Origin of the sequence: Janibacter sp. HTCC2649 (assembly GCF_000152705.1) — a bacterium.
Lineage (GTDB): Bacteria > Actinomycetota > Actinomycetes > Actinomycetales > Dermatophilaceae > Knoellia.
In genome coordinates this window covers 3171365-3196871 of record NZ_CH672413.1, presented here as the reverse complement: position 1 = coordinate 3196871, position 25507 = coordinate 3171365, and the positions used below count along the sequence as shown (strand labels likewise).

General features: G+C 68.8%; 26 protein-coding genes. 7 read left to right on the top strand and 19 right to left on the bottom strand.

Annotation, left to right across the window (positions count from 1 at the left end; all coding sequences use genetic code 11):
* Positions 1–4 precede the first annotated feature (4 nt).
* The 3 genes from JNB_RS15245 to JNB_RS15235 form a co-directional block, all read right to left on the bottom strand.
* Positions 5–802 (bottom strand): ABC transporter permease, encoded by a 798-nt coding sequence (locus JNB_RS15245; RefSeq protein ID WP_009777403.1) that lies wholly within the window; start codon positions 800–802, stop codon positions 5–7.
* Positions 799–1668, bottom strand: coding sequence for an ABC transporter ATP-binding protein (locus tag JNB_RS15240; protein WP_009777402.1), 870 nt, complete (start codon positions 1666–1668; stop codon positions 799–801). The genes JNB_RS15245 and JNB_RS15240 overlap by 4 nt, the downstream gene beginning before the upstream one ends.
* A 234-nt stretch (positions 1669–1902) precedes the next feature.
* Positions 1903–3300 (bottom strand): MFS transporter, encoded by a 1398-nt coding sequence (locus JNB_RS15235; protein WP_009777401.1) that lies wholly within the window; start codon positions 3298–3300, stop codon positions 1903–1905.
* Positions 3301–3353: 53 nt separating this feature from the next.
* Between JNB_RS15235 and JNB_RS20640 the strand changes: the two genes are divergently transcribed.
* Positions 3354–3911: a helix-turn-helix transcriptional regulator gene (locus JNB_RS20640; RefSeq protein WP_009777400.1), complete on the top strand. Its 558-nt coding sequence runs from the start codon at positions 3354–3356 to the stop codon at positions 3909–3911.
* A gap of 73 nt (positions 3912–3984) precedes the next feature.
* Positions 3985–4425 (top strand): META domain-containing protein, encoded by a 441-nt coding sequence (locus tag JNB_RS15225; protein WP_158306147.1) that lies wholly within the window; start codon positions 3985–3987, stop codon positions 4423–4425.
* A 68-nt stretch (positions 4426–4493) separates the two neighbouring features.
* Here JNB_RS15225 and JNB_RS15220 read toward each other — a convergent pair whose 3' ends face one another.
* The 4 genes from JNB_RS15220 to JNB_RS15205 form a co-directional block, all read right to left on the bottom strand.
* A complete protein-coding gene (locus JNB_RS15220; protein ID WP_009777398.1) occupies positions 4494–4922 on the bottom strand; it encodes an FHA domain-containing protein in 429 nt (142 codons plus the stop codon).
* Positions 4923–4929: 7 nt separating this feature from the next.
* Positions 4930–5682 (bottom strand): LemA family protein, encoded by a 753-nt coding sequence (locus JNB_RS15215; RefSeq protein ID WP_009777397.1) that lies wholly within the window; start codon positions 5680–5682, stop codon positions 4930–4932.
* Positions 5683–5763: 81 nt separating this feature from the next.
* Complete coding sequence (gene pyrE / locus JNB_RS15210) at positions 5764–6318, bottom strand: orotate phosphoribosyltransferase (RefSeq protein WP_009777396.1); 555 nt, start codon at positions 6316–6318, stop codon at positions 5764–5766.
* Positions 6319–6353: 35 nt separating this feature from the next.
* Entirely contained in the window at positions 6354–7124 is a 771-nt protein-coding gene (locus JNB_RS15205) for an SDR family oxidoreductase (RefSeq protein WP_009777395.1), read from the bottom strand.
* Between the two features lie 46 nt (positions 7125–7170).
* Between JNB_RS15205 and JNB_RS15200 the strand changes: the two genes are divergently transcribed.
* Together JNB_RS15200 and JNB_RS15195 are read left to right on the top strand one after the other, a co-directional pair.
* Positions 7171–7956, top strand: a complete 786-nt coding sequence (locus tag JNB_RS15200) for an exodeoxyribonuclease III (RefSeq protein WP_040884997.1) — start codon at positions 7171–7173, stop codon at positions 7954–7956.
* Between the two features lies 1 nt (position 7957).
* Entirely contained in the window at positions 7958–8833 is an 876-nt protein-coding gene (locus JNB_RS15195) for an alpha/beta fold hydrolase (RefSeq protein ID WP_009777393.1), read from the top strand.
* 1 nt (position 8834) lies between these two features.
* Here JNB_RS15195 and JNB_RS15190 read toward each other — a convergent pair whose 3' ends face one another.
* The 3 genes from JNB_RS15190 to JNB_RS15180 are packed head-to-tail and all read right to left on the bottom strand — an operon-like array spanning position 8835 to position 11867.
* Entirely contained in the window at positions 8835–10679 is a 1845-nt protein-coding gene (locus JNB_RS15190; protein WP_009777392.1) for a hypothetical protein, read from the bottom strand.
* A 28-nt stretch (positions 10680–10707) separates the two neighbouring features.
* Complete coding sequence (locus JNB_RS15185; RefSeq protein WP_009777391.1) at positions 10708–11340, bottom strand: hypothetical protein; 633 nt, start codon at positions 11338–11340, stop codon at positions 10708–10710.
* Entirely contained in the window at positions 11337–11867 is a 531-nt protein-coding gene (locus tag JNB_RS15180; protein ID WP_009777390.1) for an RNA polymerase sigma factor, read from the bottom strand. Before JNB_RS15180 ends, JNB_RS15185 begins: the two co-directional genes overlap by 4 nt.
* 145 nt (positions 11868–12012) lie before the next feature.
* Between JNB_RS15180 and JNB_RS20635 the strand changes: the two genes are divergently transcribed.
* Positions 12013–12537: a superoxide dismutase family protein gene (locus JNB_RS20635; RefSeq protein WP_009777389.1), complete on the top strand. Its 525-nt coding sequence runs from the start codon at positions 12013–12015 to the stop codon at positions 12535–12537.
* A complete protein-coding gene (locus JNB_RS15170) occupies positions 12534–13073 on the top strand; it encodes a hypothetical protein (protein ID WP_148232455.1) in 540 nt (179 codons plus the stop codon). The genes JNB_RS20635 and JNB_RS15170 overlap by 4 nt, the downstream gene beginning before the upstream one ends.
* Before the next feature lie 78 nt (positions 13074–13151).
* Here JNB_RS15170 and JNB_RS15165 read toward each other — a convergent pair whose 3' ends face one another.
* The 7 genes from JNB_RS15165 to JNB_RS15135 form a co-directional block, all read right to left on the bottom strand.
* Positions 13152–14795, bottom strand: a complete 1644-nt coding sequence (locus JNB_RS15165) for an MFS transporter (protein WP_040883873.1) — start codon at positions 14793–14795, stop codon at positions 13152–13154.
* Positions 14776–15474 (bottom strand): LppX_LprAFG lipoprotein, encoded by a 699-nt coding sequence (locus JNB_RS15160; RefSeq protein WP_040883871.1) that lies wholly within the window; start codon positions 15472–15474, stop codon positions 14776–14778. Before JNB_RS15160 ends, JNB_RS15165 begins: the two co-directional genes overlap by 20 nt.
* 41 nt (positions 15475–15515) lie before the next feature.
* The gene (locus tag JNB_RS15155) at positions 15516–16163 is read right to left on the bottom strand and encodes a hypothetical protein (protein WP_009777385.1); all 648 of its coding nucleotides are present in this window, start codon (positions 16161–16163) and stop codon (positions 15516–15518) included.
* Positions 16164–16609: 446 nt separating this feature from the next.
* A complete protein-coding gene (locus JNB_RS15150) occupies positions 16610–17554 on the bottom strand; it encodes a tachylectin-related carbohydrate-binding protein (protein ID WP_009777384.1) in 945 nt (314 codons plus the stop codon).
* A gap of 133 nt (positions 17555–17687) precedes the next feature.
* On the bottom strand, positions 17688–20255 hold the full coding sequence (gene clpB, locus JNB_RS15145; RefSeq protein ID WP_009777383.1) for an ATP-dependent chaperone ClpB: 2568 nt from the start codon (positions 20253–20255) through the stop codon (positions 17688–17690).
* Between the two features lie 95 nt (positions 20256–20350).
* Entirely contained in the window at positions 20351–21880 is a 1530-nt protein-coding gene (locus JNB_RS15140) for an LCP family protein (protein ID WP_009777382.1), read from the bottom strand.
* A 30-nt stretch (positions 21881–21910) separates the two neighbouring features.
* Positions 21911–22726, bottom strand: coding sequence for an SGNH/GDSL hydrolase family protein (locus JNB_RS15135; RefSeq protein WP_009777381.1), 816 nt, complete (start codon positions 22724–22726; stop codon positions 21911–21913).
* 132 nt (positions 22727–22858) lie between these two features.
* Between JNB_RS15135 and JNB_RS15130 the strand changes: the two genes are divergently transcribed.
* Positions 22859–23707, top strand: coding sequence for an SGNH/GDSL hydrolase family protein (locus tag JNB_RS15130; RefSeq protein WP_009777380.1), 849 nt, complete (start codon positions 22859–22861; stop codon positions 23705–23707).
* Between the two features lie 11 nt (positions 23708–23718).
* On the opposite strand, the gene JNB_RS15125 is transcribed toward JNB_RS15130, so the two are convergent.
* Together JNB_RS15125 and manD are read right to left on the bottom strand one after the other, a co-directional pair.
* Positions 23719–24252 (bottom strand): gluconokinase, encoded by a 534-nt coding sequence (locus JNB_RS15125; RefSeq protein ID WP_009777379.1) that lies wholly within the window; start codon positions 24250–24252, stop codon positions 23719–23721.
* The gene (gene manD / locus JNB_RS15120; protein ID WP_009777378.1) at positions 24242–25471 is read right to left on the bottom strand and encodes a D-mannonate dehydratase ManD; all 1230 of its coding nucleotides are present in this window, start codon (positions 25469–25471) and stop codon (positions 24242–24244) included. Before manD ends, JNB_RS15125 begins: the two co-directional genes overlap by 11 nt.
* Positions 25472–25507 lie beyond the last annotated feature (36 nt).

Sequence of the window (25507 nt, the reverse complement as noted above, 5' to 3'; positions counted from 1 at the left end):
GCCATCATGTCGTGCCGCGCTTGAACCAGCGGAAGGTGAGGACACACAGGACCAGGCCGGCGACGGCCCAGACCCCGAGGACCATGGCGGTGCGTCCGGGCTCCCAGGCTCCGCCCATCTCCAGGGATGCCATGGAGTCGGGGAAGAAGACCGAGCGCATACCCTGGGCGATCCACTTGAGTGGGAAGACCGAGGCAATCTGCTGCAGCCACGACGGGATGTCGGTGAAGGCGAAGTAGACGCCCGAGATGAACTGCAGGATGAGCATCGGCGCGATGACGATGGCGCCGACCGAGCGCGCCGAGGCGAGCGAGCTGTAGGCCGTGCCGAGGACGGTGCCGGCGAACGCCCCCAGCCCGAAGACCCATGCGAAAGTGAACCAGCGGTCGGCCGTGTCGGGCAGGTCCACCCCGAAGGCGAACCTGGCCACGGCGAGGAGCAGCACCTGCTGGGCAAGCGCGGTGACGACGACCAACCCGACCTTGCCGAGGAAGTAGGAGACCGGCGGCATCGGGGTGCTGCGCAGTCGCTTGAGCGTGCCGTCGTCGCGCTCGGCCGTCACCGACATCGCCATCGTCTGGAATGACGTGAGCAGGATGCCGGCCGAGATCATGCCGGGCAGGAAGTACTCGGCAGCACTCATCTGCGAGCCACCCGCCTCCATCTGGTCACCGAAGATCACCGAGAAGAGGCCGAGCATGAGGATGGGGAAGAGGAACGAGAAGAAGACTGCCTCCTTCTCGCGGGAGTACATCTTGAGCTCGAGGACCGTGCGGTCGACTCCGAGTGCGAGGGCGTTCATGCCATGACCTCTTCTGTCTGGACAGCTTCGATGTGCGGTGCGATGAGCGTCAGGTAGGTGTCCTCGAGCGAGGGGCGACTGACGACGAGCTCGGGGATCTCGCCGCCGAGCCGCTGGGCGAGACGAGTCACCTCAAGGGTCGGGGTGGCCGACCGCAGCGTCTGCCGTTGGCCGCCTTCGGTCCACGAGACGGTGGCCTCCTCGGAGGCGCGGCCGCCGAGGTTGGCCGGGGTGTCGAGTGCGAGCAGCTTGCCGGCCGCGATGACTCCGACGCGGTCCGCGAGCTGCTCGGCCTCGTCGAGGTAGTGGGTCGTGAGGAGGATCGTCGTGCCCTCCGCGGCGAGGCTGCGGATGAGCCCCCAGAAGTCGCGGCGGGCCTGCGGGTCGAAGCCGGTCGTGGGCTCATCGAGGAAGAGCAGCTCGGGTCGACCGACGATGCCCAGTCCGACGTCGAGGCGGCGACGCTGTCCCCCCGAGAGCCCAGCGATGCGCACGTCGGCCTTCTCCTCGAGCCCGACCGAGGCGATGACGTCATCAATGTCCCGAGGATTGGCATAGGCACGACCCGTCGACCGAAGGATCTCGCGCGGCGTGAGGAGGTCGAGGCCCGACGAGCTCTGCAGGACGATGCCGATCCGGTTGCGCCACAGGCGATCTGCGGATGCTGGGTCCTGCCCGAGGACGCTCACCTCGCCGGCGTCACGGGTACGGAACCCCTCAAGGATCTCCACGGTCGTCGTCTTGCCGGCGCCGTTGGGACCGAGGAGCGAGAAGACCTCGCCGGATTCGATGTCCAGGTCGAGCCCATCAACGGCTCGTTTGTCGCCATAGCCCTTGACGAGCCCGCGGATGCTGATCGCTGTCATACGTTCAGAGTGCTCTCCTCAACGCAGGCGTCGCGCCGACTGAGCGGTGGAGACGGCATCCACCGACCGGTGGATACTCTCGCCATGGATGACGGCGTGGCGAAGCACGACACCGTGGGTCGCGATCTTGGTTGGATGCTCCTCGTCGGACTCGCGGTCCTGCTCGTACTGACTCTCGTGGGCGTTTGGACGGCCGCCACGTGGTGGGCCTCGGTCACGGATCTCGCGGCGGTGTCACCGCTGAAGACCGCCCTCGTCCTCGTGTTGGCGCCCGCTGTCGCGGTCGGGACGCTCCTGATGGGGCTGCGCGGACCGGACGCCTGGACGTCGCATCGCGTGCGACGTTCCGCCCTCTACCTGTTGCTCGGCATCCTGGCATTCGGCGGATTCATCGTCCTTCCAGGAACGGACGCAGGCAGGGAGATCGTCACCACCTGGCTTGCGTAGCGCGGAGCGGACCCGGAGCGCGGCGGTCACCGCGATGAGCAGCCCAACAGAACCGCAGACGACGTATGCCGTCCGCGCGCCCAACTGCGTACCCAGCGCTCCCCCGATGGCCAGGGCCGCGATGGTCGTCGTTCTCGAGAGACCACTCACGAGGGCGACGACCTTGCCGCGATCACCCTCGGTGATCTCGTGCAGCAGGAGGGCGAAGATCAACGCGTTCACGACGCCCAGGGCGAGACCAATGGCCATGGTGCACACGGCATACACACCGAGATGGGGAGCCATCCCCTGTGCGATCTGGACGATGGGCGTGGCAGTGATACCGATGAGAAGGCCGAGGATGCGGCGGTCGCGAGTCCTCACCGCGGCGGCCGCGAACGAGCCGACCACGGCACCGACGCCGCCGCACGCCTCGGCGAGTCCGAACTGGGCGGGCGAGGCGCCGAGTTCACCCCGTACGAGGAAGACCTCGACGGCGTTGACGGCCTCGACGGTGAGGATGATCGGCACGACGCCGAAGACGAGGGCGGCGATGACCGGGTTGGCGCGCAGAGCCAGGAGCCCGTCACGTGGGAGGAACGATGTCGCAGGGCGCGTTGCTGGCGTGCGGGTGACGCGCAGGGCGAGGGCGGCAGCGAGGAGTCCGACAAAGCTGGCCGCGTTGATGCCCAGGGCCACTTGGCTCCCCCAGTGCTGGACGAGGACACCGGCGAGGGCGGCACCGATGGGCGACGCGATGGATCGCAGCCCTTGCGACAGCGAGACATAGGTGCCGGAGAGGTCCTCGCCGACGACGAGCGGCATCACGGCGCTCCAGACCGGGTTGGCGAAGGCGAACCCGGTCTGGAGCACGAGTACTGAGACGCAGGTCCATGCCAAGGAGGGCGCGACGACGAGGCCGACGGCTCCGAGCGCCTGGACCAGGGTCGCGGCGACGAGGACGCGACGCGGGTCGTGGGCATCCGCGACCGAGCCCGCGATCCCCATCGTGAGCACCAACGGCAGGGCGAAACAGACGAGCAGCGCGGACACGGCGTACGGGCCGTGGCCCTCGTCGTGGAGGCGCAGGAGGAGGGCCACCATGGCCAGAACGTCGCCGACCACGGATGCCAGACCTGCCCCGAGGACAAGGCGAGCCTGCGGCACAGCCAGCACACCGGCATACTCGTGAAGCAGTCGTTTCATAGTTATGAAGGTAACGCTTCACGAATTGGCGCGTCAACACTAAGGTGGGATCCATGGCGAAGAAGCGTCCCGACGAGCTGCGCATCACCGACCCGCGGGCCCTGCGCGCCCTCGCTCATCCGGCCCGGCAGCGCCTCATCACCGAGCTCTTCTCGGGCGAGGTGCTCACCGCGACCGAGGCTGCCTCACTCGTGGACCTCACCCCCTCCGCGACGAGCTATCACCTGCGGGCGCTCGAGAAGTGGGGTGTCGTCGAGCGCGACACCTCCACCGACGGACGCGAACGGCCCTGGCGATCGACCGCGACGACGATCTCGATCCTGCCGGAAGCGCACCGGGCGGCCGGGCGGGATCTGAGTCGGACGTCGCTGGCGAAGTGGTTCGTCGGTCTGGATGCGGGCCTGGATCGGCTGGCGGAGTCGCTCGAGACCGGTGATGAGGTCGGCATGACCTCGCGAGGACGCCTGTGGGTCACCGACGCCGAGCTCGAGGTACTCAAGGAGCAGCTGCACGAGGTGTTCCGCGCACACCGCGGGCGGACGCGGCGCGACCACCCCGCCGACGCGCGGCCGTGGGACGTCTACGCCCTCGTGCTGCCCGCGGAGAAGTAGGGAACCGAACCGTGCGCGACGCGGTCCAAGTCTCATGAGACCTCGCGGTTGGCGCTCCTGGACCGTGATCGGCGTGGTCGCCGCACTGCTCTTGGGAGGTGGGTATGCCGTGTGGTCGGCTCGCGGTGACTCGCCCCGGAACGACGCGGGCTGGCTCGACTCCCTCGATGGCGTCCAGGGCTCCTGGGTCTCGAACGCCGGCTTCGCCTCCGACGGGACGAAGCCGTGGACCACGCCGGTGCGACTCACCATCAGGGACGACGTTCTCAGCTTGTATGCCGCGTGCAACCACCTGGGCGCCAAGGTCGCCGTCGAGGATCACCGGGTCTTCGCGAACGGCGGTGTCGGGATGACGCAGATCGGCTGCCCCGAGGAACCAGCCGCCGTGGACGCCTGGCTGGCTGCCCTCATCGACAACCACGCGACCGTCGCGCTCAAGGGTTCGACGGAGGGGTCGATGCTCGCGTTCGACACTGATGCAGGCTGGATCGGCTTCATCCGAGGCGACCAGTAGTTGACGAGCCGACCACGCGGGACTGGTCGGCTCACCAAGAGGTGGTCGCCTCGAGTCCTGATTCACAGTCAGGCGGGGACGGACTCCTGGCGGAGGACGATCCGGGTCCACGATCCGAGGTAGAGCACGTGACCCGACGCGATCGGGTGGCCGGCGTCGATGGGGTCGTCGGGGATGTCGCCGATCATCGAGCTGACATAGGTGCCGTTGGCCGAGCCGAGATCCTCGACGACCCAGCCGAGGTTGTGGCGGGTGAGCTGGGCATGACGCCGGCTCACTCCAGCGTCACCGTCACAGTCGATGTGCGGCACCACCGACTTCACCTCGCTGTGGCGGCCGATGAGGACCTGGCTCCCGCGCAACGTCACGATCGTCGGAGGCCCCGGGTCAGGGAGCCGGTCAGGGCTGCTCTGGCACTCGTACCACTGAGGGTCGACCCAGACCTCGGCCACCCAGGGCGCAGCGACGGTGTTGCGAATTCCCCCCAGAACGGACATGACCAGCTCAGGCCTGTGGCGCCGGAGGTGCGGGCGGGACGTCTCCCGGGTTGGTGGGCTCGATCGGCTGGGTCTGCGCGATCGGCGTCGTCGGATCCACCGGCGCCGCGGGCGTCGTCGCCGGAGACGCAGCAGCAGGCGGGGTGGACGCGGAAGGCGACGGAGCGGCATACGAGCTGGGCGGCGGGATCGTCGCGTCGCGCTGACCGAAGTCGACCTTGGGGGCCTCGCGCTGCTCGCCGACAGCCTCGAAGTACTCAGCCGTCTTGATGCCGAACATGCCGGCGACGAAGTTCGTGGGGACGGTCTCGACCTTGGTGTTGAGGTCACGCACGGTCGCGTTGTAGTAGCGCCGCGCAGACGCGATGCGGTCCTCGGTGCTGGTCAGCTCCTGCTGCAGGGCCATGAAGTTCTGGTTGGCCTTCAGGTCCGGGTAGGCCTCAGCAATCGCCAGCAGGCGGCCGAGCGCCTGGCTCAGCATGTTCTCGCTCTCGGCCTGCTGAGCCGGAGACTGGTTCGGCGCCATCGCCTGGCTGCGCGCCTTGACGACGTCCTCGAGGGTGCCGCGCTCGTGCGCCGCATAGCCCTTGACCGTCTCGACGAGGTTGCCGATGAGATCGTGGCGACGGGTCAGCTCGACATCGATCTGGCGCCAGGCCTCCTGCACGAGGTTGCGCAGCTTGATGAGGCCGTTGTACATCCCGACGACGATGCCGACGAGCAGCAGTAGGACGACGATGATGACGATGGCGGTGATCATGGGAACTCCCCTGTTGGTGGCGTCTCGCTCGCGATCCTAGAGCCTGCGTGCCGCGTGGCCGGGGATGCGGGAGAGGTCAGGTCAGGCGAGGCCGAGGTCCGTCAGCCCGAACGCATGGCGGTACTCGAGGCCGGCGTCGGCGAAGACCTCAGCGGCACCGGTGGCCCGGTCGGCGATGGTCGCGACACCGACGACGATCGCGCCAGCCTCCTGCGCGGCCTTCGCGGCATCGAGCGGCGAGGCGCCCGTGGTTGAGGTGTCCTCGACGATGAGGACGCGGCGGCCCTCGATCGACGGACCCTCGATCCGCTGCTGGAGGCCGTGCGCCTTGCCGGCCTTGCGGACGACGAACGCGTCGAGGCGCTCACCGGCAGCGGCGGCGGCGTGGAGCATGGACGTGGCGACCGGGTCGGCGCCCAGGGTCAGTCCGCCGACGGCGTCGAACTCGAGGTCGGCGGCGAGGTCGCGCATGACGCGGCCGACAAGTGGGCTGGCCTCACCATCGAGCGTGATGCGGCGCAGGTCGACGTAGTAGTCGGCCTCCTTGCCGGAGGACAGGGTGACGCGGCCGTGAACGATGGCCTTGTCCTTGATGATCTCGAGCAGGCGGGCGCGGTCGGCGGCAATGTCAGTCACGGCCCCGAGGCTACCGACTCGACGGTGATCTCGCGTCAGGGGCTGCTGGGGCGATGGGCTCCGCGCGACTGCCTGCGGACGAGCGGGCGAGGGAGGATCCGCAGGGCTGTGACGATCGCCTTGTACTGGCGACCCGGAACGGACACGACCTTGCCCTTGTCGACGTCGGCGAGGGCATCACGGACGAGCCGAGGAGCGTCGAGCCACATGAACTCGGGCATCTTGGACATGTCGAGGTTGGCCCGCTCGTGGAACTCGGTGTGGGTGAAGCCGGGGCAGAGCGCCGTCACCGTCACCCCGGTCCCGGTCAGCTCGGCCGCAAGACCCTCACTGAAGACGGTCACGAACGACTTGTTGGCGCTGTAGGGGCCAGCCGCCATGAACGACGCCACGGACGACACGTTGATGATCGCGCCGCGCCCCCGCACCCGCATGGCATTACCGGCAGCGTGAGAGAGCACGAGCACCGCACGGGTGAGCACGTCGAACACGGCCTCCTCGGCGGAGACGTCGTTGTCGAGGAAGCGCTTCTTGAGCGAGTAGCCCGCGTTGTTGACGAGGACATCGACCGACCTGTCGGTCGAGGCGACCCGATCGGCGACGCGCCCCAGCTGCTCCCGGTCGCTCAGGTCGGCCCCGAGGACCTCGACCTCCACCCCGTGAGCGGCACGCAGCTCCTGCGCAAAGGCCTCGAGCCGGGCGACGTCACGGGCGACGAGGACGAGGTTGTCGCCGCGGGCGGCGAGCTGGAGGGCGAATTCGCGGCCGATGCCGGCGGTGGCGCCCGTGACAAGTGCGGTGGTCATGGTGACGACCCTAAGCACTGCGCATACCCGTGGGTAGGGTGCAGTGGTGCGCATCGCCACCTGGAACGTCAACTCCATCCGTTCACGCATCGACCGCGTCGAGGCGTGGCTCGAGCGCACCGACGTCGACGTCCTGGCGATCCAGGAGACGAAATGCCGCGAGGAGCAGTTCCCGTTCGACCGCTTCGAGGCCCTGGGGTATGCCGTGGCCCACCACGGGCTGAGCCAGTGGAACGGCGTCGCGATCGCCTCCCGCGTGGGTCTCGACGACGTCAGCCGCGGCTTCCCGGACGTGCCGCACTGGGGTGAGCCGGCCGTCGCGGAGGCGCGGGCCATCGGGGCCACGTGCAACGGCATCCGTCTCTGGTCCCTCTACGTCCCCAACGGGCGCGCGCTCGAGGACCCGCACATGCACTACAAGCTCGCGTGGCTCGAGCAGCTGCGCGTCCAGACCGCCGCGTGGGCCGCCGAGGGCCAGCCCTTTGCGCTCATGGGCGACTGGAACATCGCGCCCCAGGACGAGGACGTCTGGTCGATGGACTACTACCTCGACAAGAGCCACGTCAGCCCGCCCGAGCGCGCCGCCTTCCAGGCCGTGCTCGACGCCGGCGTGAGCGACGTCGTCCGCCCGCACACGCCGGAGCCGGGCACCTTCACCTACTGGGACTACCAGCGCCTCGCCTTCCAGAAGCGGCGTGGCATGCGGATCGACTTCATCCTCGCGAGCGACCCACTGGCACAGCGGGTTCGTGGCGCGGCCATCGACCGTGAAGAACGCAAGGGCAAGGGTGCGAGCGACCATGCGCCCGTCGTCATCGAAGTGGAGAACTGACATGAGCAGCACGACGACCCTGAACACCCGGACGCTGTCGATCCCGGCAGCGAACGGCGGAACCCTCACGGCGACCGAGTTCCTCCCGTCGACCACTCCGGACGCCGACGCCCCCACGCTGATCCTCTCCCACGGCTGGACGCTCACCCGCGCCAGCTGGGAGCCCGTCGTGCGAGAAGTCCAGTCGCACAGGGCTGTTCGCGTCATCACCTACGACCAGAGGGGTCACGGACGCTCCACCTGGGGCTCGTTGACATCGCAGTCGATCAAGGGCCTGGCCGACGACCTCACCACCGTCATCGCGGCCACCGCACCCACCGGACCGCTCGTCCTCGGCGGCCACTCGATGGGCGGAATGACGATCCTCGCGTATGCCGGGTCCCACAGTTCCGACTTCCGTGACCGTGTCCGTGGAGTCGCCTTGGTGTCGACGACGGCCTCGATCGACGGCCGCACGGAGGCACGGGGCGAGGCCCTCGCCATGGCCGTCGCGGCGCGAGTTCCGTTGTTGCGCACCGGAATGTTCGTGCCCAGCCGTGTCCTGCGCGACCTCAACTTCGGCGAGAACCCTGACAAGGGCAGCGTGCGCGACATGACCCGACTCATCGGCCAGACCTCACTGGCGACGCTGGGCCGCTACTTCGCCTCGATCCGCGACCACGACGAGACCGAGGCGCTGGCCGAGTTCGCCGACATCCCCACCCACGTCCTCGTCGGCACCAAGGACAGGCTCACACCGGTGAGGTGGGCACGCAGCCTGCACGACGGCATACCCGGTTCACAGTTGACGGTCCTGCCCGGCAAGGGACACATGCTCATGCACGAGGCGACCGAGGTCGTGGGCGACGCGATCATCGAGCTCGTCGACCAGCGCTGACTCAGCCGACCCGGACAGCTTCGCCCGCGCCGAAGGTGTTGAGCAGGACGTTGATCGCACCGATCGCACTATTGGGTCCGGTCCAGAACTGGGCTCCTCGCGGGTCGAGTCCGACGACCGATCCGTCGCCGACCACGGTCGCCGCCGCACCGGGAGTCACACGCACCGCGGTGTCCTCGCCGAGGCCCCAGACGACCTGGCCCGGCTCCAGAGCGCCGAGGTCATAGAGCTTGCCCCAGCGGTAGTCGGCCGTGAGCGACGGGACGAGAGAGCCTGTGACGAGGCCCAGTCCACGCTGCCAGGCGCCGTCACCGGCCCGGAAGTTCTCGACGCTCTCTTCCTCGTAGTTCGTCGCCGTCGGATCGGCCTTCGTCGAGAACCACGTGCCCAGAGCGGCGGTCAGGTGTCGGTCGGCGAGGACGACGGGCGTGGTGAGGACGGCCGAGCGCACGAGCCCGGCGAACGCCGGGTCGGCCAGGGCAGTGACCACGGCAGCGGGCGTCTCGCCGATGAGGACGACACCCGCGGCGCCGTTGGTGACGACCTTGGAGTTCTTGCCCTGCTCGACGACGTCGACCTTGCCGCTCCAGCCCGCAGACTTGAGCGCGCCCGAGTAGGCATTGATCGCCTTCTTGTCCTTCGAGGAGGCCGCGAGCATGACGATCCGCGCCTGCGCTCCCCCCGTGACAGCAGCCTTGGCGTCTGCGACGACCTGGCTCACCACGGTTGAGGAACCACCGCCGACCACGTCACCGCCGAGATAGACCTTGCCCGTTGCTCCGGGAACCGCCGGTCCAGCCGCTGCGGCCGGGGTCGGTGCTGCCACGGCTGCTCCCGCTCGGGTCACCGTGCGCGTCGTGAGGTCGTATGCCGTCGGGCTGCCTGCGCTGTCGGGCGGCAGGAGGTGCGTGACGACGTTGCGGGTCGAGAGCACCTTGTTGGGGCCGACCCAGGCGATGGGTGATGACAGCGACTCGAGGTCGAGGACGGCAGCCGAGGATGCACCGAAGGTCTGGGTGATGGTGGTGTCGGCCGTGTTGTGGACGCCGGTCGCGTAGTCGACGCCGACGCCGACCTTGCTCACGCCTCCGAAGTGCGCGTCGGACGTGGCCAGGGTGGAGAGGAGGCGGCCGAAGCGCCCGCGCTGATAGAAGTGCTGGTCGAAGATCGCCCGCTGCGACGCAAAGCTCAGGCCCCGCTCGCGGTCGGCGTCATCGCCCCACCAGATGATCGAACTCCCCTGTCGCAGGCCCTCGGCCGGCCCGAGGGCGCCGACGTAGCCGTTGATCATGGTCTTCGACTCGACGGCCGCACCCGCGCTCGTGCCACCCACGGCCGCGCCGCGAGCGAAGGCTGCCGCCATCCTCGTCTCGGCGGGTGAGTCCGCAAGGATCGACATCGCCAGGCCCTGGTCGCCGCCGAGGATGAAGAAGCCGTCGGTCTGGTCGGTGATCATCGCCGAGTTGGCGGGGTCGTCGGCATCGGCCCGGTTGAGCAGGGGCGCGAGGACGGCCGTGCAGCCGGTGAAGGGTGCTGTGACGACGGCGTCGCACGCGGCGTCGACCTCGTTGGTGCGTTGCTGCGCGAGGACGAGGTTCTCGGCCCGGTCGGCGGGGGCATCGCCATATGACGACGGCACGACGACGATGTCCACCGTGGGACCGGTTGCCCCGTTGGCTGCGGCCCGGCCGAAGCCCTGCAACGTCTCGACGGTGTAGCCGCCACCGATCGGCGTCATCGTCGTCGGGTCTGCGGCACGGGCTGCACCTCCCCCGAGTCCGACGCCGCACACGGCGACAGTGGCGAGGGCAAGGACACGGGTGGCGCGAGGGCGCGAAGGGGCCATGGACCCAACCTAGGTCGGCAAGGCGAAGTTACGCCCGGGTAGTGCGCTCCCGTGCTGAGGGATCGGGCAGCCGACGGTTGAGTGAGAACAGTCGACCAAGGACCGGCATGAGGACGATGTTGAGTCCGTGGAGGATCCCGATGATGAGCAGGATCCCGCCGATCCGGGACAGCTCGTAGGTGACCTGCCCAGCCGTCACCGTCGTGATCGGGTTCACCGACGACCACTCGTCGTGCGGCACGATCAGGATCGAGAAGAGGATGTAGGCCGTGAAGATCAGGTAGTAGACGATGTCCGTGAGGACGATGTAGCTCTTGCCCGTCAGCGGGTTGTCGTGGAAGACGTCGGCGGCGTAGGCCCGACCGAACCGCTTGATGAAGGGCCCGAGCCAGAGGGCGATGGCGACGAGCACGAGGTTGGTGGCGATTTCGAGGATCCACCAGGGCATGGCGAGAGCTCCGTTCACTCGGGGGGTGAGGCTGAGGACGGCCGTGGTGGCCAGGGTGACGACGAGCACGGCAGCGAGCGACCAGCGCAGGATCGAGCGGCGACGGACCCGGTCCGCGGCGATCCCCTCGACGACCCGCTCGAAGAGGTCGGGCGAGGGCTCCATCGGGTAGTCGGACAGGGCATGTGTGAGCCGGTCCTCGAGATTGCTCATCGGTTGGCCTCCAGGGTCTGGGCAAGGCTGGCGAGCCCGCGTTGGAGATGGGTCTTGACGGTGTTGGCCGAGAGGCCGAGGGTCTCGGCGATGTCCGGGATCGACAGGTCGAGGTAGTAGCGGAGAGTGACGCAGTCGCGCTGGCGGCGCGGCAGGGTCCGCAACGCATCGATGACCGCCTGCCGTTCTGCTCGGGCGGAGGCGTCCTCCTCGGCCGACGGTGAGTCCGGCACCGCGGACGGACGGTGCCGCAGGGACACCAGTCCGCGACGGTTGTGGTCACGGGCCAGGTTGATGACGATCGAACGCAGGTATGCCGCCGCGCTGCCACCTTTGCGAATGCGGCTCGCCGACCGAGACAGCCGGATGAAGGCCTCCTGCACGAGGTCCTCGGCTGCTGTCCGGTCGTCAAGGTAGAAGCGGGCCAGCCGGGTGAGCGAGGCCCCCTCCCGGGCAAACAGCGCCATGACGTCGGGGGCGGCCCCGACGTCGATCGGGTCGAGAACGAACTCGGCGACGGTCTCCATCGCCCTGACAGACGCGCGAGAAGTGGCATCCGGGTGACTCGAAAAGGCAGGTATTTCAGGGGTGTTCGCGCTGTCACCCGGCGGGCGCCGGTCGCCGTCTGCTTCTGTGTCGGCACCTCGTCGACCTCGGAGAAAGGACACCTCGATGATCACCTCCACGAAGCTGCGGACCGCAGTCGGCGCCACCGCCATCGTCCTCCTCACGGCCGGCCCGGCGCTGGCCCTTGGGCCATTCGCCCGCTCCTCCGGAGTGCTCAGTGACCTGGCGCCCGCCGCCTCGGGGCCCTTCGACGGGGCGAGTGCGCGTGTGCAGCTGGTCGAGTCCTCAGGGGCGAGCCATGCCGTCCTCACGGTGAAGGGCATCGGCGCGACGGCCGAGGGGCAGACCTTCGGCGCACACGTCCACGACGGACCGTGCATCGCCGGGGACGGAGCCTCGGCCCTGGGCCACTACAACTCCCACGTCCACGCTGGCCTCCCCGCGGAGATCAGCGACCAGACCGAGGTCTGGCTCGACTTCACCGTCTCGAACGGCGAGGGCACCGGCAACGCGAATGTGCCCTTCGTCCCTGAGTCGGGCTCACGCTCGGTCGTCATCCACGCGCTCCCGACGAACCCGCAGACCGGCACCGCCGGTGCTCGGCTCGCCTGCCTCACGGTGGCGTGGTGACTTTGCTCCGCCACCTCGGTGCCGGGCTCGTCCTCGGGGCGCTGACGGGTGCCGTGGCCCGAGGCTTCATGGCTCTGTTCGCGGCGGACCCCTCCTTCACCTGGGAGGGCACGAGCCTGATCCTCGCGATCTTCACCGTCGCGGGCTTGGCGTTCTCGGCGGCGCGCGACCTGAAGCTGCGTCACCGGTCACGCTGGTGGAAGCTGCTCGCACTCCCCGCCATCGGGGTGGGTCTGGGGCAGGGGATGCTCCTCATCCCCGGATTGCTCGGCATGAGTCTGGCGATGTCCCGACGGCCCAGGGTTCGCCTCGTCGGCCTGGCCATCCTCATCGCCTACGCGGTCGGGCTCCCGATCCTCGTCGGGACGTCGGGTGAGCCGATCACCTGGCGAATGCCGGCTGGGGTCGTCGTCCTGCTCGGTTGCTGCGCCGCAGTGGCAGCCGCCGCCCGCGCCGCCCTCACGGGCTGGCGAGCACCCGCCCGGGCCGACATTGTTCGCCCAATTGGTCGAAGAATGTCGGCGCGCATCTCGTGACCCACATTTCGTGACCTCTTGGTCGAACGTTGTCACGGAGTGTCGGTGCGCATTTCGTGCCCAATAGGTCGAAAGGTGTCAGGGGGTCGAGGCGGGAAGCTTGCGGGTGAGGCCGAGCGCGACCGAGGACAGGGCTCCGACGACGGCCGCGATCGCGGCTCCACGGAAGACCCACTCGACCTGCACGACAGCGGCATCGAGCAGCGCCTGCCCGTCGGTCTGGTCGGGCAACGCGGCGACGGCGGCGTAGTACTGGTGCAGGCCGATCGCGGTGAGCAGGGCGAGTCCGACGACCATGCCGATCATCCGGGCGACGACGACGAGCGCGCTCGCCGTCCCGTGCGCGTCATCGGGTGAGTCGGCGAGCGCAGCGTTGTTGACGGGGGCGAGGGCCAGACCGATGCCGAGCCCGACGAGGGCGAGGACGACGGTCGACGAGATCTCGGCCAGCGACCCTCGGCCCCACGTCGACATGATGACCAGCCCCACTGCAGCCAGGGCCAGCCCGGCTCCGCTCACGAGCCCGTCGCCCAGCCAACGGAGCGACCAGCCACCGACCAGGGCACCCACGGGCACGGCGATGAGGAAGCGGACGAGGACGAACGCCGCCACCGTCTCGCTCTCGGTGTGGACCAACCGGGCCAGCAGCGGCACGTCGACGATGACCGCGACGAGGGCGACACCGACACACAGCGAGACGAGCAGCGCCCACCGCGCGCGGCCGACGACGACCCCTCGAGGCACCAGCGGCTGAGCAGCACGGCGGTGGTGCAGGAGATAGAGACCGGCCAGCACGGCGGCCACGGGCAGGAGGGCGAAGCCGAGCGGGCCGACGATCTCCTTCTCCGGGTTGGCCGCCGCGAAGGTCAGGACGACGCAGCCCAGAGCACCACCGAGCAACAGCGCCCCCAAGAGGTCAGCGCGACGCAGGACCGGCCAGGCACCACGCACCCACAACCCCACGGCAGCGACGGCGAGGACCAGTGCAACGACACCCATCGGTGTCATCACGCGTGAGGTCGACCCACCGAACGGCACGAACGGCACGCCCAGCGACACCGACGTCACGAGCGATTCGGGAGCGGCCAGCGCGAGCCAGCCGACGACTCCCGCGACGAGCGAGACAGCGACGGGAAGCGCACGGGGGCGGGACGGCATACCCCCTCCGACGACGACCACGGCGCCGGCGAGCAGGACACCGAGCAGGGCATTGAGCCAGAAGATCGCGCGCCAGTCCGCGATGGCGAGAACCGCGGCACCGAGCACCGGCCCCACGACGGAGCCGAGCTCCTGCACCGCACCCACGACACCGAGGGGTGTCCCGCGGCGGTCGCGGTCCCACAGCTGCGCGACGATCGCCAGGGTGGCGGGCACGAGCCCACCGCCGCCGATGCCCTGGATGACGCGGCCAGCCACCAGCACCGGCAGCTCCACGGCGAGCGCGGTGATGGCCGAGCCGACGACGAAGATCGCGAGACACCCGAGCAGAACCCGTTGTCTCTCGGTGAGATCCGCGAGCCGACCGATGAGCGGCAGCACTGCGATGTAGCCCAGGAGGAAGCCCGAGATGATCGGCGTCGCGCGTTGCAGGGCGTCGATGCCGATGCCCACGCCGGACATCATGTCGGTGAGGGCGAGCACGACGACGTAGGTGTCGGCGGCCGCAAGAGCCACCGCGACGGACGCCGTCGCGAGCAGCGCCCTAGGGGCGGGTGATCTCAACCGGGGTCCCGTAGTTCTTGAGGCGCAGCGTGTAGGTCGAGCTGGCGCCCGCGAAGAACGGTCCGGTCATCGTGGCGAGCTGGAGCTTGTCGCCCTCGCCGATGCCGTAGGTGACCTTGAACTCGCCCTGGCCGTCGCCGAGGTTGAACAGCGCCTTGATCTGCGAGCCGGGGAGCGTGCCGGAGACCTGCTCGAGGACCGTCGCACCGTCGCGAACCTTCTCGCCGGCGACCGGGTTGCCCGTCTCGACGAGCAGTTGCGAGATCCCCTTGGCCGGGTCGAAGAAGTCCGACGGGTTCGGCGCACCGAGGTCGGCAAGGTTGGCCGGGTTGTAGGTCGGCGTGAAGAACTTCATGTAGGCCGCGTCGCCGATCGTGATGACCTCGGCCGCCCCGCTGACGCCCTTGATCGTCGCGGTCACGTTGCCCTTGAACTTCGGCTCGGTGGCGCTGATGGCTCCCGTGCCGATGGCGCCCGTGACGCCGTTCTCGGTCTTGGGGACGTTCTTGCTCGACAGCGTGAGGCCGACGAACTTCGCCTCGTCGAACACCTTCTTGGCCGCTGCGAGCTGGGCCTTGGGGTCCGCCTTGGCCTCGGGGGCGTCACCACCCGAACAACCCATGAGAACAAGGGAGGCGGCCACCGTGACTGAACCGGCCAGCAGAGCACGTCGTCGCATGACGCCCACCCTACTGGCCGGTTCCCTTCGTCCCCCGGTGGTCAGTCGGAGTACAGCGAAGTCGGCGCGGCGAACCCTTCGGACAGGACGCCGTAGCCCTTGATGTCCGCGCCCGACCTGTCGTTCACCTGGTCGACGTACGAGTAGACGTTGCCGTTCTCGTGCACGCCGAGGATGGTCCGCGCCCCGGACGTCCGGCACCCCCCGACGGACACGTGCTTCATGCCACCCCAGCTCGGTCGGAGGGCATATCCGCGCGCGCCAAGCCCACCCAGGTTGACCCAGTACTCCATGAGCTCACCAGAGCTGGTGCTGACACCCATGAGGACCTCGGCCTGCCTCGTCGTCTCAACCGCCGTGAGGAACGCGATCCCGTTCCATCCACGTCCACTGACGGCACCCGCACTGGTCACGACGGCGTTCCCCGCCCGGCTGAGCCGGACGTCGTAGCGCACCAGGCCGCCATAAGTGGTGAGTGCATAGACCTTCCCGGTGGCAAAACCGGTCATCTGCCGGATGGCACCCCAGCCCTTGCCCACCTGCACGGGCTTACCCGTCTTGAATGGTCTGTGCGACCAGAGCGTGCCGTCCTCTCGGACGCTGATGAGAATGGGCCCTCCGGAGGTCCCGACCCCAGCCATCGCCTTGGGTCGCTCCGGGCCGTTGCCGTAGTCGGGCATCTCGTACATGACGCTTCGGGACAATCCGCGAGGGACCCGCGTGACTGTCGACAACGTTCCTTCACCGGTGGCCTCCTGGAATGCTGCATTGCAGTCTCCCGGCAGAGGCAGGGCCGATGCGGCCAAGGATGGTGCGGTCACTGCTGTCGAGCCAGTCCCCGCCGTGGATGGAGTTGCGGCGAAAACCGCCCCACCGGTGACTGACGCGACGGCGACAAGAGTGAGACCGAGTCGCCGGCTGGAGCGGCGAACGGTGGTGGCGATGGACATGATGTGGAACCCCCTGAGTGAGTCGTCCCCCGGACGACGGTGTGAGCTGACACCCATCACTACGCGGACGGAGCCCGCAAGGTTGTCTCGGTGACCCGGAAACTTTCGAAAGAAAACAACAGGCGGGGTATGCCGTGAAGTCGTTCACGGCATACCCCGCCCTGTTGGTGGGTCAGGTCGATCGGTCAGTCGCTGAGCAGACCGCTGAAGCCGCTTCCGACCTGGCCGGCGCTGCGCCAGTCAGCACCGCTGCTGTTGAAGACGTTGGTGTCGTAGTAGGCGTAGGCGTTGTTGCTGGAGTTGAAACCGATGATCGGGACGGCCAGCGAGTCAGAGCAGCTGCCGACGGAGAGGTGACGCATCGTGCCCCAGCCGGAGGCGAAGAGGCGTGTGCTCGAGACCGTGCCGGCGGCGCGGTCGGTGAGGTACTCGTTGACGCCACCGGTGGTGGAGATGACTCCGACGAACGCGTCATAGGTGTTGTCCGCGGGAAGCGGGCTGAGGAACTTCACGGCGCCCCAGCCGGAGGTCGCGAGTGCACCCATGCTCTTGATGCCGAGAGCCGACGTGATGGCGTAACGGTAGAGGCCGCCGTCGTTCGTGAGGGCGTAGAGACGGGTCCCGGTCGGGGACGCCGTGATGTGGCGGACCCCGCCCCAGCCACGCGCGCTCAGCTGCTCGGAGTGGAGGCCACTGTTGTCGCCGGTGACGCGCCAGAGCGACCCGTCGTTGAGGATCGCGAAGAAGACGTCGAACTCCTCGGTCTGCACCGCGAGGGCCAGGGTCTTCGGGGTCTGGACGACACCGTCGAACGACAGGGTGCCCAGGGGAACGCGGGTGAACCGCTCACCGCGGTAGATGTAGCGGTCGAGGTTCCCGTTCACCGTGCGGTGGACGATGCCGGCGCAGGTCGTCGGGATGGCGACGTCCGAGGTGCGCGCACCGGCGGACGGCACCGCGGTGAGGGTGCCGAGGGGGCCCTGCTTGGTCGTGTGGTGAGCGGTGGCCTTGGGCGTGGGCGACGGAGCCGCCGCGGCGACCGAGGCGCCGAGGGTGACGACCGAGGCTGCGGTGACCGCAACGAGCGCGACCCGGCGGGTGCGGACGCGCAGCGTGGAGGCGAGATTCATAGGTGATTTCCCCTGACTGAGTGGGGCCGCACAGCGCGGCACGCTCGCACCGTAATGGCCCACGCCGACACCCGCAAGGGTTTGGCGAGAGTTCGCCATCCACTCGAGACCTCCACCCAGGCAAGGGCGAGGATCAGGAGAGCGTCAGGCCGTCGCCATCCGTGTCGACGGTGACGGTCTGGCCGTCGCGAACGTCGCCGGCCAGCAGGGCCCGCGCCAGGCGGTCACCGATCTCCTTCTGGACGAGCCGACGAAGCGGACGAGCACCGTATGCCGGGTCGTAGCCGGTGTCCGCGAGCCACTCGCGTGCCGCGTCGGTCACCTCGAGTGAGATGCGCCGATCGCTGAGTCGCGTTGCGAGAGAACGGACCTGGAGCTCGACGATGTGCGCGAGCTCGTCGCGGCTCAGCGGGTCGAAGATGACGACCTCGTCGAGCCGGTTGAGGAACTCGGGCTTGAACGCCTTGCGTACTGCGGCCATGACGGCCTCGCGCTTGGCCGCCGGCTCCATCGTCGGGTCGATGAGGAACTGGCTGCCGAGGTTGCTCGTCATGACGAGGATGACGTTGCGGAAGTCGACCGTGCGACCCTGGCCGTCGGTGAGGCGTCCGTCGTCGAGGACCTGCAGGAGGATGTCGAAGGTCTCGGGGTGCGCCTTCTCGACCTCGTCGAGGAGCACGACGGAGTATGGGCGGCGACGGACGGCCTCGGTGAGCTGACCGCCCTCGTCGTAGCCGACGTAGCCGGGGGGCGCACCGATAAGGCGGGCGACGGCGTGACGCTCGGAGTACTCGCTCATGTCGATGCGGACCATGGCCCGCTCGTCGTCGAAGAGGAAGTCGGCGAGCGACTTCGCCAGCTCGGTCTTGCCCACACCGGTCGGGCCGAGGAAGAGGAAGCTGCCGGTCGGCCGATCGGGGTCGGCGATGCCGGCGCGACTGCGTCGCACCGCATCGGACACGGCCTGCACGGCGCTGGCCTGACCAATGAGCCGCGAGCCGATGATGGCCTCCATCGACAGGAGCTTCTCGGTCTCGCCCTGGAGGAGCCGGCCGGCCGGGATGCCGGTCCACGCCGAGATGACCTCGGCGATGTCGTCGGCGCCGACCCGTTCCTTGACCATGAGGTCGCTCTGGTCGGTGCTGGCCGCAGCCTCACGGTCTGCGGCGGCGAGCTGCTTCTCGAGCTCGGGGATCTCACCGAACTCGATCCGGCTGGCCGTCTCGAAGTCGTATTCGCGGCGGGCCTTCTCGAGGCGGGTGCGGGCCTCGTCGACCTGGGCCTTGATGTCACCGACGCGGTTGAGGCCGGACTTCTCGGCATCCCAGCGGGCGTTGAGGCCCGCGAGCTCCTCGGACTTGTCGGCGAGGTCGGCCCGCAGGCGGGCCAGCCGCTCGACACTCGCGTCGTCGGTCTCGCGCTCGAGGTGGAGCTCCTCCATCTTGAGGCGGTCGACGGCACGACGGAGCTCGTCGATCTCCACGGGACTCGAGTCGATCTCCATGCGCAGCCGGGAGGCTGCCTCGTCGACGAGGTCGATCGCCTTGTCTGGCAGCTGGCGACCCGTGATGTAGCGGTCACTGAGGGTGGCCGCCGCGACGAGCGCGGCGTCCTCGATCTCGACCTTGTGGTGGGCCTCGTAGCGCTCCTTGAGGCCGCGCAGGATCGCGATGGTGTCCTCGACAGAGGGTTCGCCGACGAAGACCTGCTGGAAGCGACGCTCGAGCGCCGGGTCCTTCTCGACATGCTGGCGGAACTCGTCCAGCGTCGTCGCGCCGACGAGCCGCAGCTCGCCTCGGGCCAGCATGGGCTTGAGCATGTTGCTGGCGTCCATCGCGCCCTCGCCGGTGGCGCCGGCGCCGACGACCGTGTGCAGCTCGTCGATGAAGGTGACGATCTGGCCGTTGCTCGCCTTGATCTCCTCGAGCACGGCCTTGAGCCGCTCCTCGAACTCGCCACGGAACTTCGCCCCGGCGACCATGGCGCCGAGGTCGAGGCTGATGAGTCGCTTGTCGCGCAGGGACTCGGGCACGTCGCCGTCGACGATGCGCTGCGCAAGGCCTTCGACGACGGCGGTCTTGCCGACGCCGGGCTCGCCGATGAGGACGGGGTTGTTCTTGGTGCGCCGCGACAGCACCTGCACGACCCGACGGATCTCGGAGTCGCGGCCGATGACCGGGTCGAGCTTGCCGTCACGAGCCTGGGCCGTGAGGTCGGTGCCGTACTTCTCGAGGGACTCGCTGCCACTCTCCTGCGCCTCGGACGTGACCTTGCGGCCCGCGCGCAGCTCGTCCAGACGTGCCTCGACGGCCTTGGCCGCCGACCGGTCGACTCCCGAGATGGCGCCCTTCTCGATGAGGGCGAGGACGAGCAGGTCCGTGGCGAGGTGGGTGTCGCCCTTCGCGGACATGAGCGTGCCCGCCTGCTGGAGCACCGCGAGCGCCGCCTGCCCGAGCGCAGGTGTGGCGGTGCTGGGACCGGAGCTCACCGGCAGACGCGACAGCGCGGAGCGAGCTTGGGAAGTGACCGCCCCTGCGGTCGCGCCGGCCGCCTCGAGCAGGGCGGGCGTCGACGTTTCCGGCTGCTCGGCCAGTGCCAGGACGAGGTGGTCGGGCGTGATCTCGGGGTTCCCGGCGGTCTGCGCTGTCCGTTGGGCCAGCGCGAGCGCCTCGGCAACCTTGGTCGTCGGGTTCAGTTCCATCGGCAGGACCTCCTGGGGGTCAGACGTCGGGTCAGGTGTTCATGAGTTCCAACGCCCACAAAGTTGAGTTGATTCCACTCAACTTTGACCTCCGATCAGCAGGTTGCCGCCAGATCCTCCACCTGGTCGGTCGGCTCGCTCGGGCTCGGGGTGCTGCCGGGCACGGACCTGCTGGGGGTCAGGCTCGGCTTCGGCGTCGTCGTGCTCGGCTTGGGCGCCGACGACGGGTCGATCGCGGACTTCACCAGCTCGCGGATCTTGTCGAAGTCGGGGTCGGTGACCTTCACGACCTTGTTGGTGATCGGCAGGCTCTTGATGGACCCCTTGCTCTGAAGGGTTCCGATGAGCTCGGCCCAGGCGGGCAGCTCGGTCTGGGGGATGTCAATCGTGACGTTGTCCTTGACGACGTCGGCCAGGGCCGGGTAGTTGCGCAACAGCTCGACCGGGTTCGCCTGGTCGAGGATCGCTCCGGTCACGCAGCGCTGGCGCCGCATGCGACTGAAGTCGTCGCTGCCGGCACGCGAACGGGCATACCAGAGGGCGTGGTAGCCGTCGAGGTGCTGGACGCCGGGTTCGATCCAGCGCTCCTCACCTCCGGTGAAGACGATCCGACCGTTGACGTTCTTGCAACTGACGCAGACCCGCTCCTTGACGTCGATGTCCACGCCACCCATCGCGTTGACGAGCGCCTGGAAGCCGCGCAGGTTGACGACGAGGCTGCGGTCGATCTCGAGGCCGAGGATGTCGCCGATGACGTCTCGGGTCGTCATGAGCCCGGGATTGTCGACGCCGGGAAACAGGTCCAGATGGTCGGTGGCGAGTGTCCAGACCCCGTTGAGCAGGCAGGCGTCGCCGCAGTCATAACCGTTGGGATAGAGCTTCGAGAGCGGGTTCGACGACGGGATCGGCACGTGCTCGAGGTTGCGCGGGAGACCGAAGAGGACGGTGTCACCGGTCTCGGTGTCGATGCTCGCGACCATCATCGAGTCGGTGCGCACGCCGATGCGGTCGTCACCCGCGTCGGAGCCGAGAAGGAGCACGTTGACCCGTGGCTTGTCCGCCCAGGCGTTGGCCTTGGCTGCGCCACCACTGCCACTGCCGGTGTCGCCCGTGAGGGCCGTGATGACATCGCGTTGGATCGTCAGGTAGCGCACCGCGGTCGCGGCGGGACCGATCACGAGGAGGCAGCAGACCATGGCGAAGGCCACGCGCCAAGCGCTACCCGGACCCCTCGGTGAGGTCTCGCGTGCGGTGGCGACGATCCCCGCACACCAGAGCAGGGCCACCACGACCGTCGCGACGACGAGCCCCACCAGGACACGCGGACGGACGGCAAGGTCGAGGGCGGCCACGACGAAACCCTTGCGCCAGGCATAGAAGAGGAAGAGCGAACCGAGGAGTACCGCACCGAGGGTCAGCGCCAGGCCAAGGCTTCGACGTCGGGTCGGGATGAGCCCGGCCCCGGGGAAAAGCGTGCTCAGGGCGGTCAGGCCGAAGAAACGACCCGGCCCACCCATGACGCGGCGGCGGCGGGCACCTCGCGTGTCGTACTCGTCATAGTCGTCGTCCCACTCGTCGCCATCGGCATCGTGGACGTCGTGGACGTCGTCGTCGTGGAAGGGCACCCCGCCATCATGCCGCCCAAGGCTGGGACTTCACTGCGACGGCGCGGAACTTGCCCCCAGATCGTTGTCGATGTCGAACCACGGGAAGGTCCCGGCCGGCCTCACCGGTACCGACCACTTGGGCACGACGAGCTCGCGCCGGGAGGCGCCGGTGGCCCAGCGCGCGATGTGCGGAGCAGCGTGGACGCGCCACCACTCGACCTCGGCAGCGAGGGTCTGGCCGAACCGGGACGGGCGCGGCGGATCCAGCGCCGGCGCCTCAGCGGCGTGGGCACCGAGTCCAAGGAGGTGTGCGACCTGGGCCGCCAGACGTTGGTGGCCCAGCGGCGACGGATGGACCCGGTCCCCCGCCCAGAGCCGCCGATCCGCCCAGGCGCCACGCTCCGACACGTCCGCGACGAGGGCACCACGATCCCCGGCGATCTCGCGCAAGCCGGTGTTGAGGGCCCGGACGCGTGCGCGCAGAGGCGTGAGGACCGGCGACCCGCTGATCTCGAAGCCGGTGAAGACGATGACCGTGGTCGTCGCCGCGAACTGCGCGAGGGCATGGTCGAGAGGTGCCAACACGTTGTCGAGCCGCAGCCTCGGACGCAGGATGTCGTTGCCGCCGGCCCAGATCGTCACGATGTCGGGCTGGAGCTCCACGGCGGCAGGCAGCTGTTCGGCCGCAACGTCGCGCGCGGTCTTGCCGCGCAGCGCGAGGTTCGCGTAGTCCGAGGCGGGGTCGTGCGCTGCGAGCAGAGCCGCGACGAGATCCGCCCAGCCCCGCAGCCCGTTGGGCCAGGCAGGGTGGGGGTCGCCGACCCCTTCCGTGAGTGAGTCGCCCAGAGCGACGAACCTGGCCACGAGCGGACGGTATGCCGTGCCGCGGCATACCCCGTGTCGTCCCGTTGACGGGAAGGGGACATCTCGAAGAACACCTGCCGACAGGGCCCGCAGGGCATTGAGACGGGACGAGATTCGTGAAAGGCATGGCGTATGCAGCCAGGTCGGTTCGTCGCGCTCGGAGACTCCTTCACCGAGGGCGTGGGCGATCCGAACCTGCACTACCCCAACGGGTTTCGCGGGTGGGCCGACCGGATGGCTCGACAGCTGGGCCGAGCCGATCGCCGGTGGGAGTACGCGAACTTCGCCATCCGTAGCAAGGTGCTCGACCAGATCGTCGAGGACCAGTTCGACGATGCTTTGGCGCTGGCACCGACGCACATCTCGTTCTACGCCGGAGGCAACGACCTGCTCTCGCTGCGTTCGGATCTCGAGGCGTTGATGGGTCGCTACGAGGAAGCGTTGACGCGACTCACGGAGAGCGGCGCCCACGTCCTCGTCTTCACGGCCTTCGACATGCGCACGACCGCGCTGCTCGAACCGTTGCGGCGCCGGGTCCTCACCTTCAACGACGCGGTGCGCGACCTCGCGTCGACCCATGGCGCGACGTTGCTCGACCACTCCCTGATGCGGGAGTACGACGACCGCCGCCTCTGGGCGCCCGACAAGATCCACATGAACCGGTTGGGGCACAAGCGCATGGCGGCGTTCGTCCTGCGCGAGCTCGGGGTCCCCCACACCCTCAAGGTGCGTGAGCTCGACGAGTGGGAGCCTCGTGGGTGGCGCCGGGCAGTGCGCGACGAGGGCCGGTTCCTGCGCACCGAGGTGGCGCCGCTGGTGCGCCGTCGGCTGACCGGTCGGTCGGAGGGCGACCACGCCCTGCCCAAGTGGCCCGAGCCGATCCGACCAGCCGACGGCATGAAGCGCCTCGCTCGCGAACGCGCCCTCGCGAGAACGGAACTCGAGACGTCCGGGCGAGCGGGCGGCATACGCCGTCGTTGATCGACTCGACGTCAGTGGGTGGCAACCGCCGGTGCGATGTCGAGCCAGGTGAGCGCGCGCTCGATGAGCTGCTCCGGGGGCTGGCGCAGGTCGAGGACGATGCCGCTCTCGTCGGGCTCAAGCGCCTCCAGGGTCGCGAGCTGCGACTGGAGCAGGCTGGCCGGCATGAAGTGGCCCTCACGCTTCGACATCCGGCCCTTGATGACCTCGGCCGGCCCGTCGAGGTGGAGGAAGTCGACCGACGGCGGCCCCTCGCGCAGCACGTCTCGGTAGGTCCGCTTGAGCGCCGAACACGTGATGATCGTCGAGACCCCGGCGTCCGCCCTGGCGTCCATCCACTCGGCCAGCGAGCGCAGCCACGGCCAGCGGTCCTCGTCGGTCAGCGGGATCCCGCGCTGCATTGTGGCGATGTTCTCGGGCGAGTGGAACGCATCAGCCTCCGCGAACTCGAGCCCGGTCTCGTCGGCGACTCCGTGCGCGATGGTCGTCTTCCCACTGCCCGACACCCCCATGACGACGACGTGCCGGGTCGGCTCACCAGTCATGGACGGTTCCGTCCTTCAGTCGGTTGAACGGCAGGTACGCCGCTTGGTAAGGGTGCGCTGCCGCGGCCGTCAGGTCGAGCTCGACCCCGAGGCCCGGCTGCTCCCCCGGGTGAAGGTACCCGTCCTCGAAGCTGAACGACTGCTGGAACACCTCGTTGGTGAGGGCGCCGTGCTGCATGTACTCCTGGATCCCGAAGTTGTGGATCGCGAGGTCGAGGTGCAGCGCCGCCGCCATGCCGACCGGTGAGATGTCGGTGGGCCCGTGGATGCCGGACTTCACCTGGTACTGCGCCGCGAAGTCGAGGATCTTCTTGAGCGCCGTGATGCCACCGGTGTGAGTGACAGCCGAGCGCACATAGTCGATGAGCTGTTCCTGGATGAGCGTCTGGTAGTCCCACACGGTGTTGAAGATCTCGCCGATCGCGAGCGGGGTCGTCGTGTGCTGGCGCACGAGCCGCAAGGCGTCCTGGTTCTCGGCCGGTGTGCAGTCCTCGAGCCAGAAGAGGTCGTAGGGCTCGAGGGACTTCCCGAGCTTCGCGGCCTGGATCGGTGTCATCCGGTGGTGTCCGTCGTGCAGCAGCGGCAGCTCGGGACCGAACTCGGAGCGGACGGCCTCGAACACCGCGGGGATGTGCCGCAGGTAGGCCCGCGTGTCCCAGTCCTCCTCGGCCGGGAGCGGGGTGCGCTGCGCCGGCTCGTAGTCATAGCGCTTCCCGTCGGCGCTGGGCTGGGCCGCCACCCCGTATACGGCGTTGATCCCCGGCACGGCCGTCTGCACGCGGATCGACCGGTAGCCGAGGTCGAGGTGCTTGCGGATGGAGTCGAAGAGCTCCTCCGTGTCGCGACCCGACGCGTGACCGTAGGCCATGATCCCGGTGCGCGAGGCACCCCCGAGGAGCTGGTAGAGCGGCATCCCCGCCGCCTTGGCCTTGATGTCCCACAGCGCGACATCGACCGCGGCGATGGCAGCCATGGTCACGGGCCCGCGGCGCCAGTAGGCCGAGCGGTAGAGGAACTGCCAGGCGTCCTCGATCCGGTGCGGGTCACGGCCGATCAGGAGCGGGACGACGTGGTCCTTGAGGTAGGACGCGACGGCGAGCTCACGCCCGTTGAGGGTGGCGTCGCCGAGGCCCGTGATGCCTTCGTCGGTCGTGATCTGGAGCGTCACGAAGTTGCGGTCGGGGCTGGAGACGATGACGTCTGCGGCGACGATCTTCACGAGCTGTCCTCTCGAGTTGCGTTGTGGTCAGGTGAC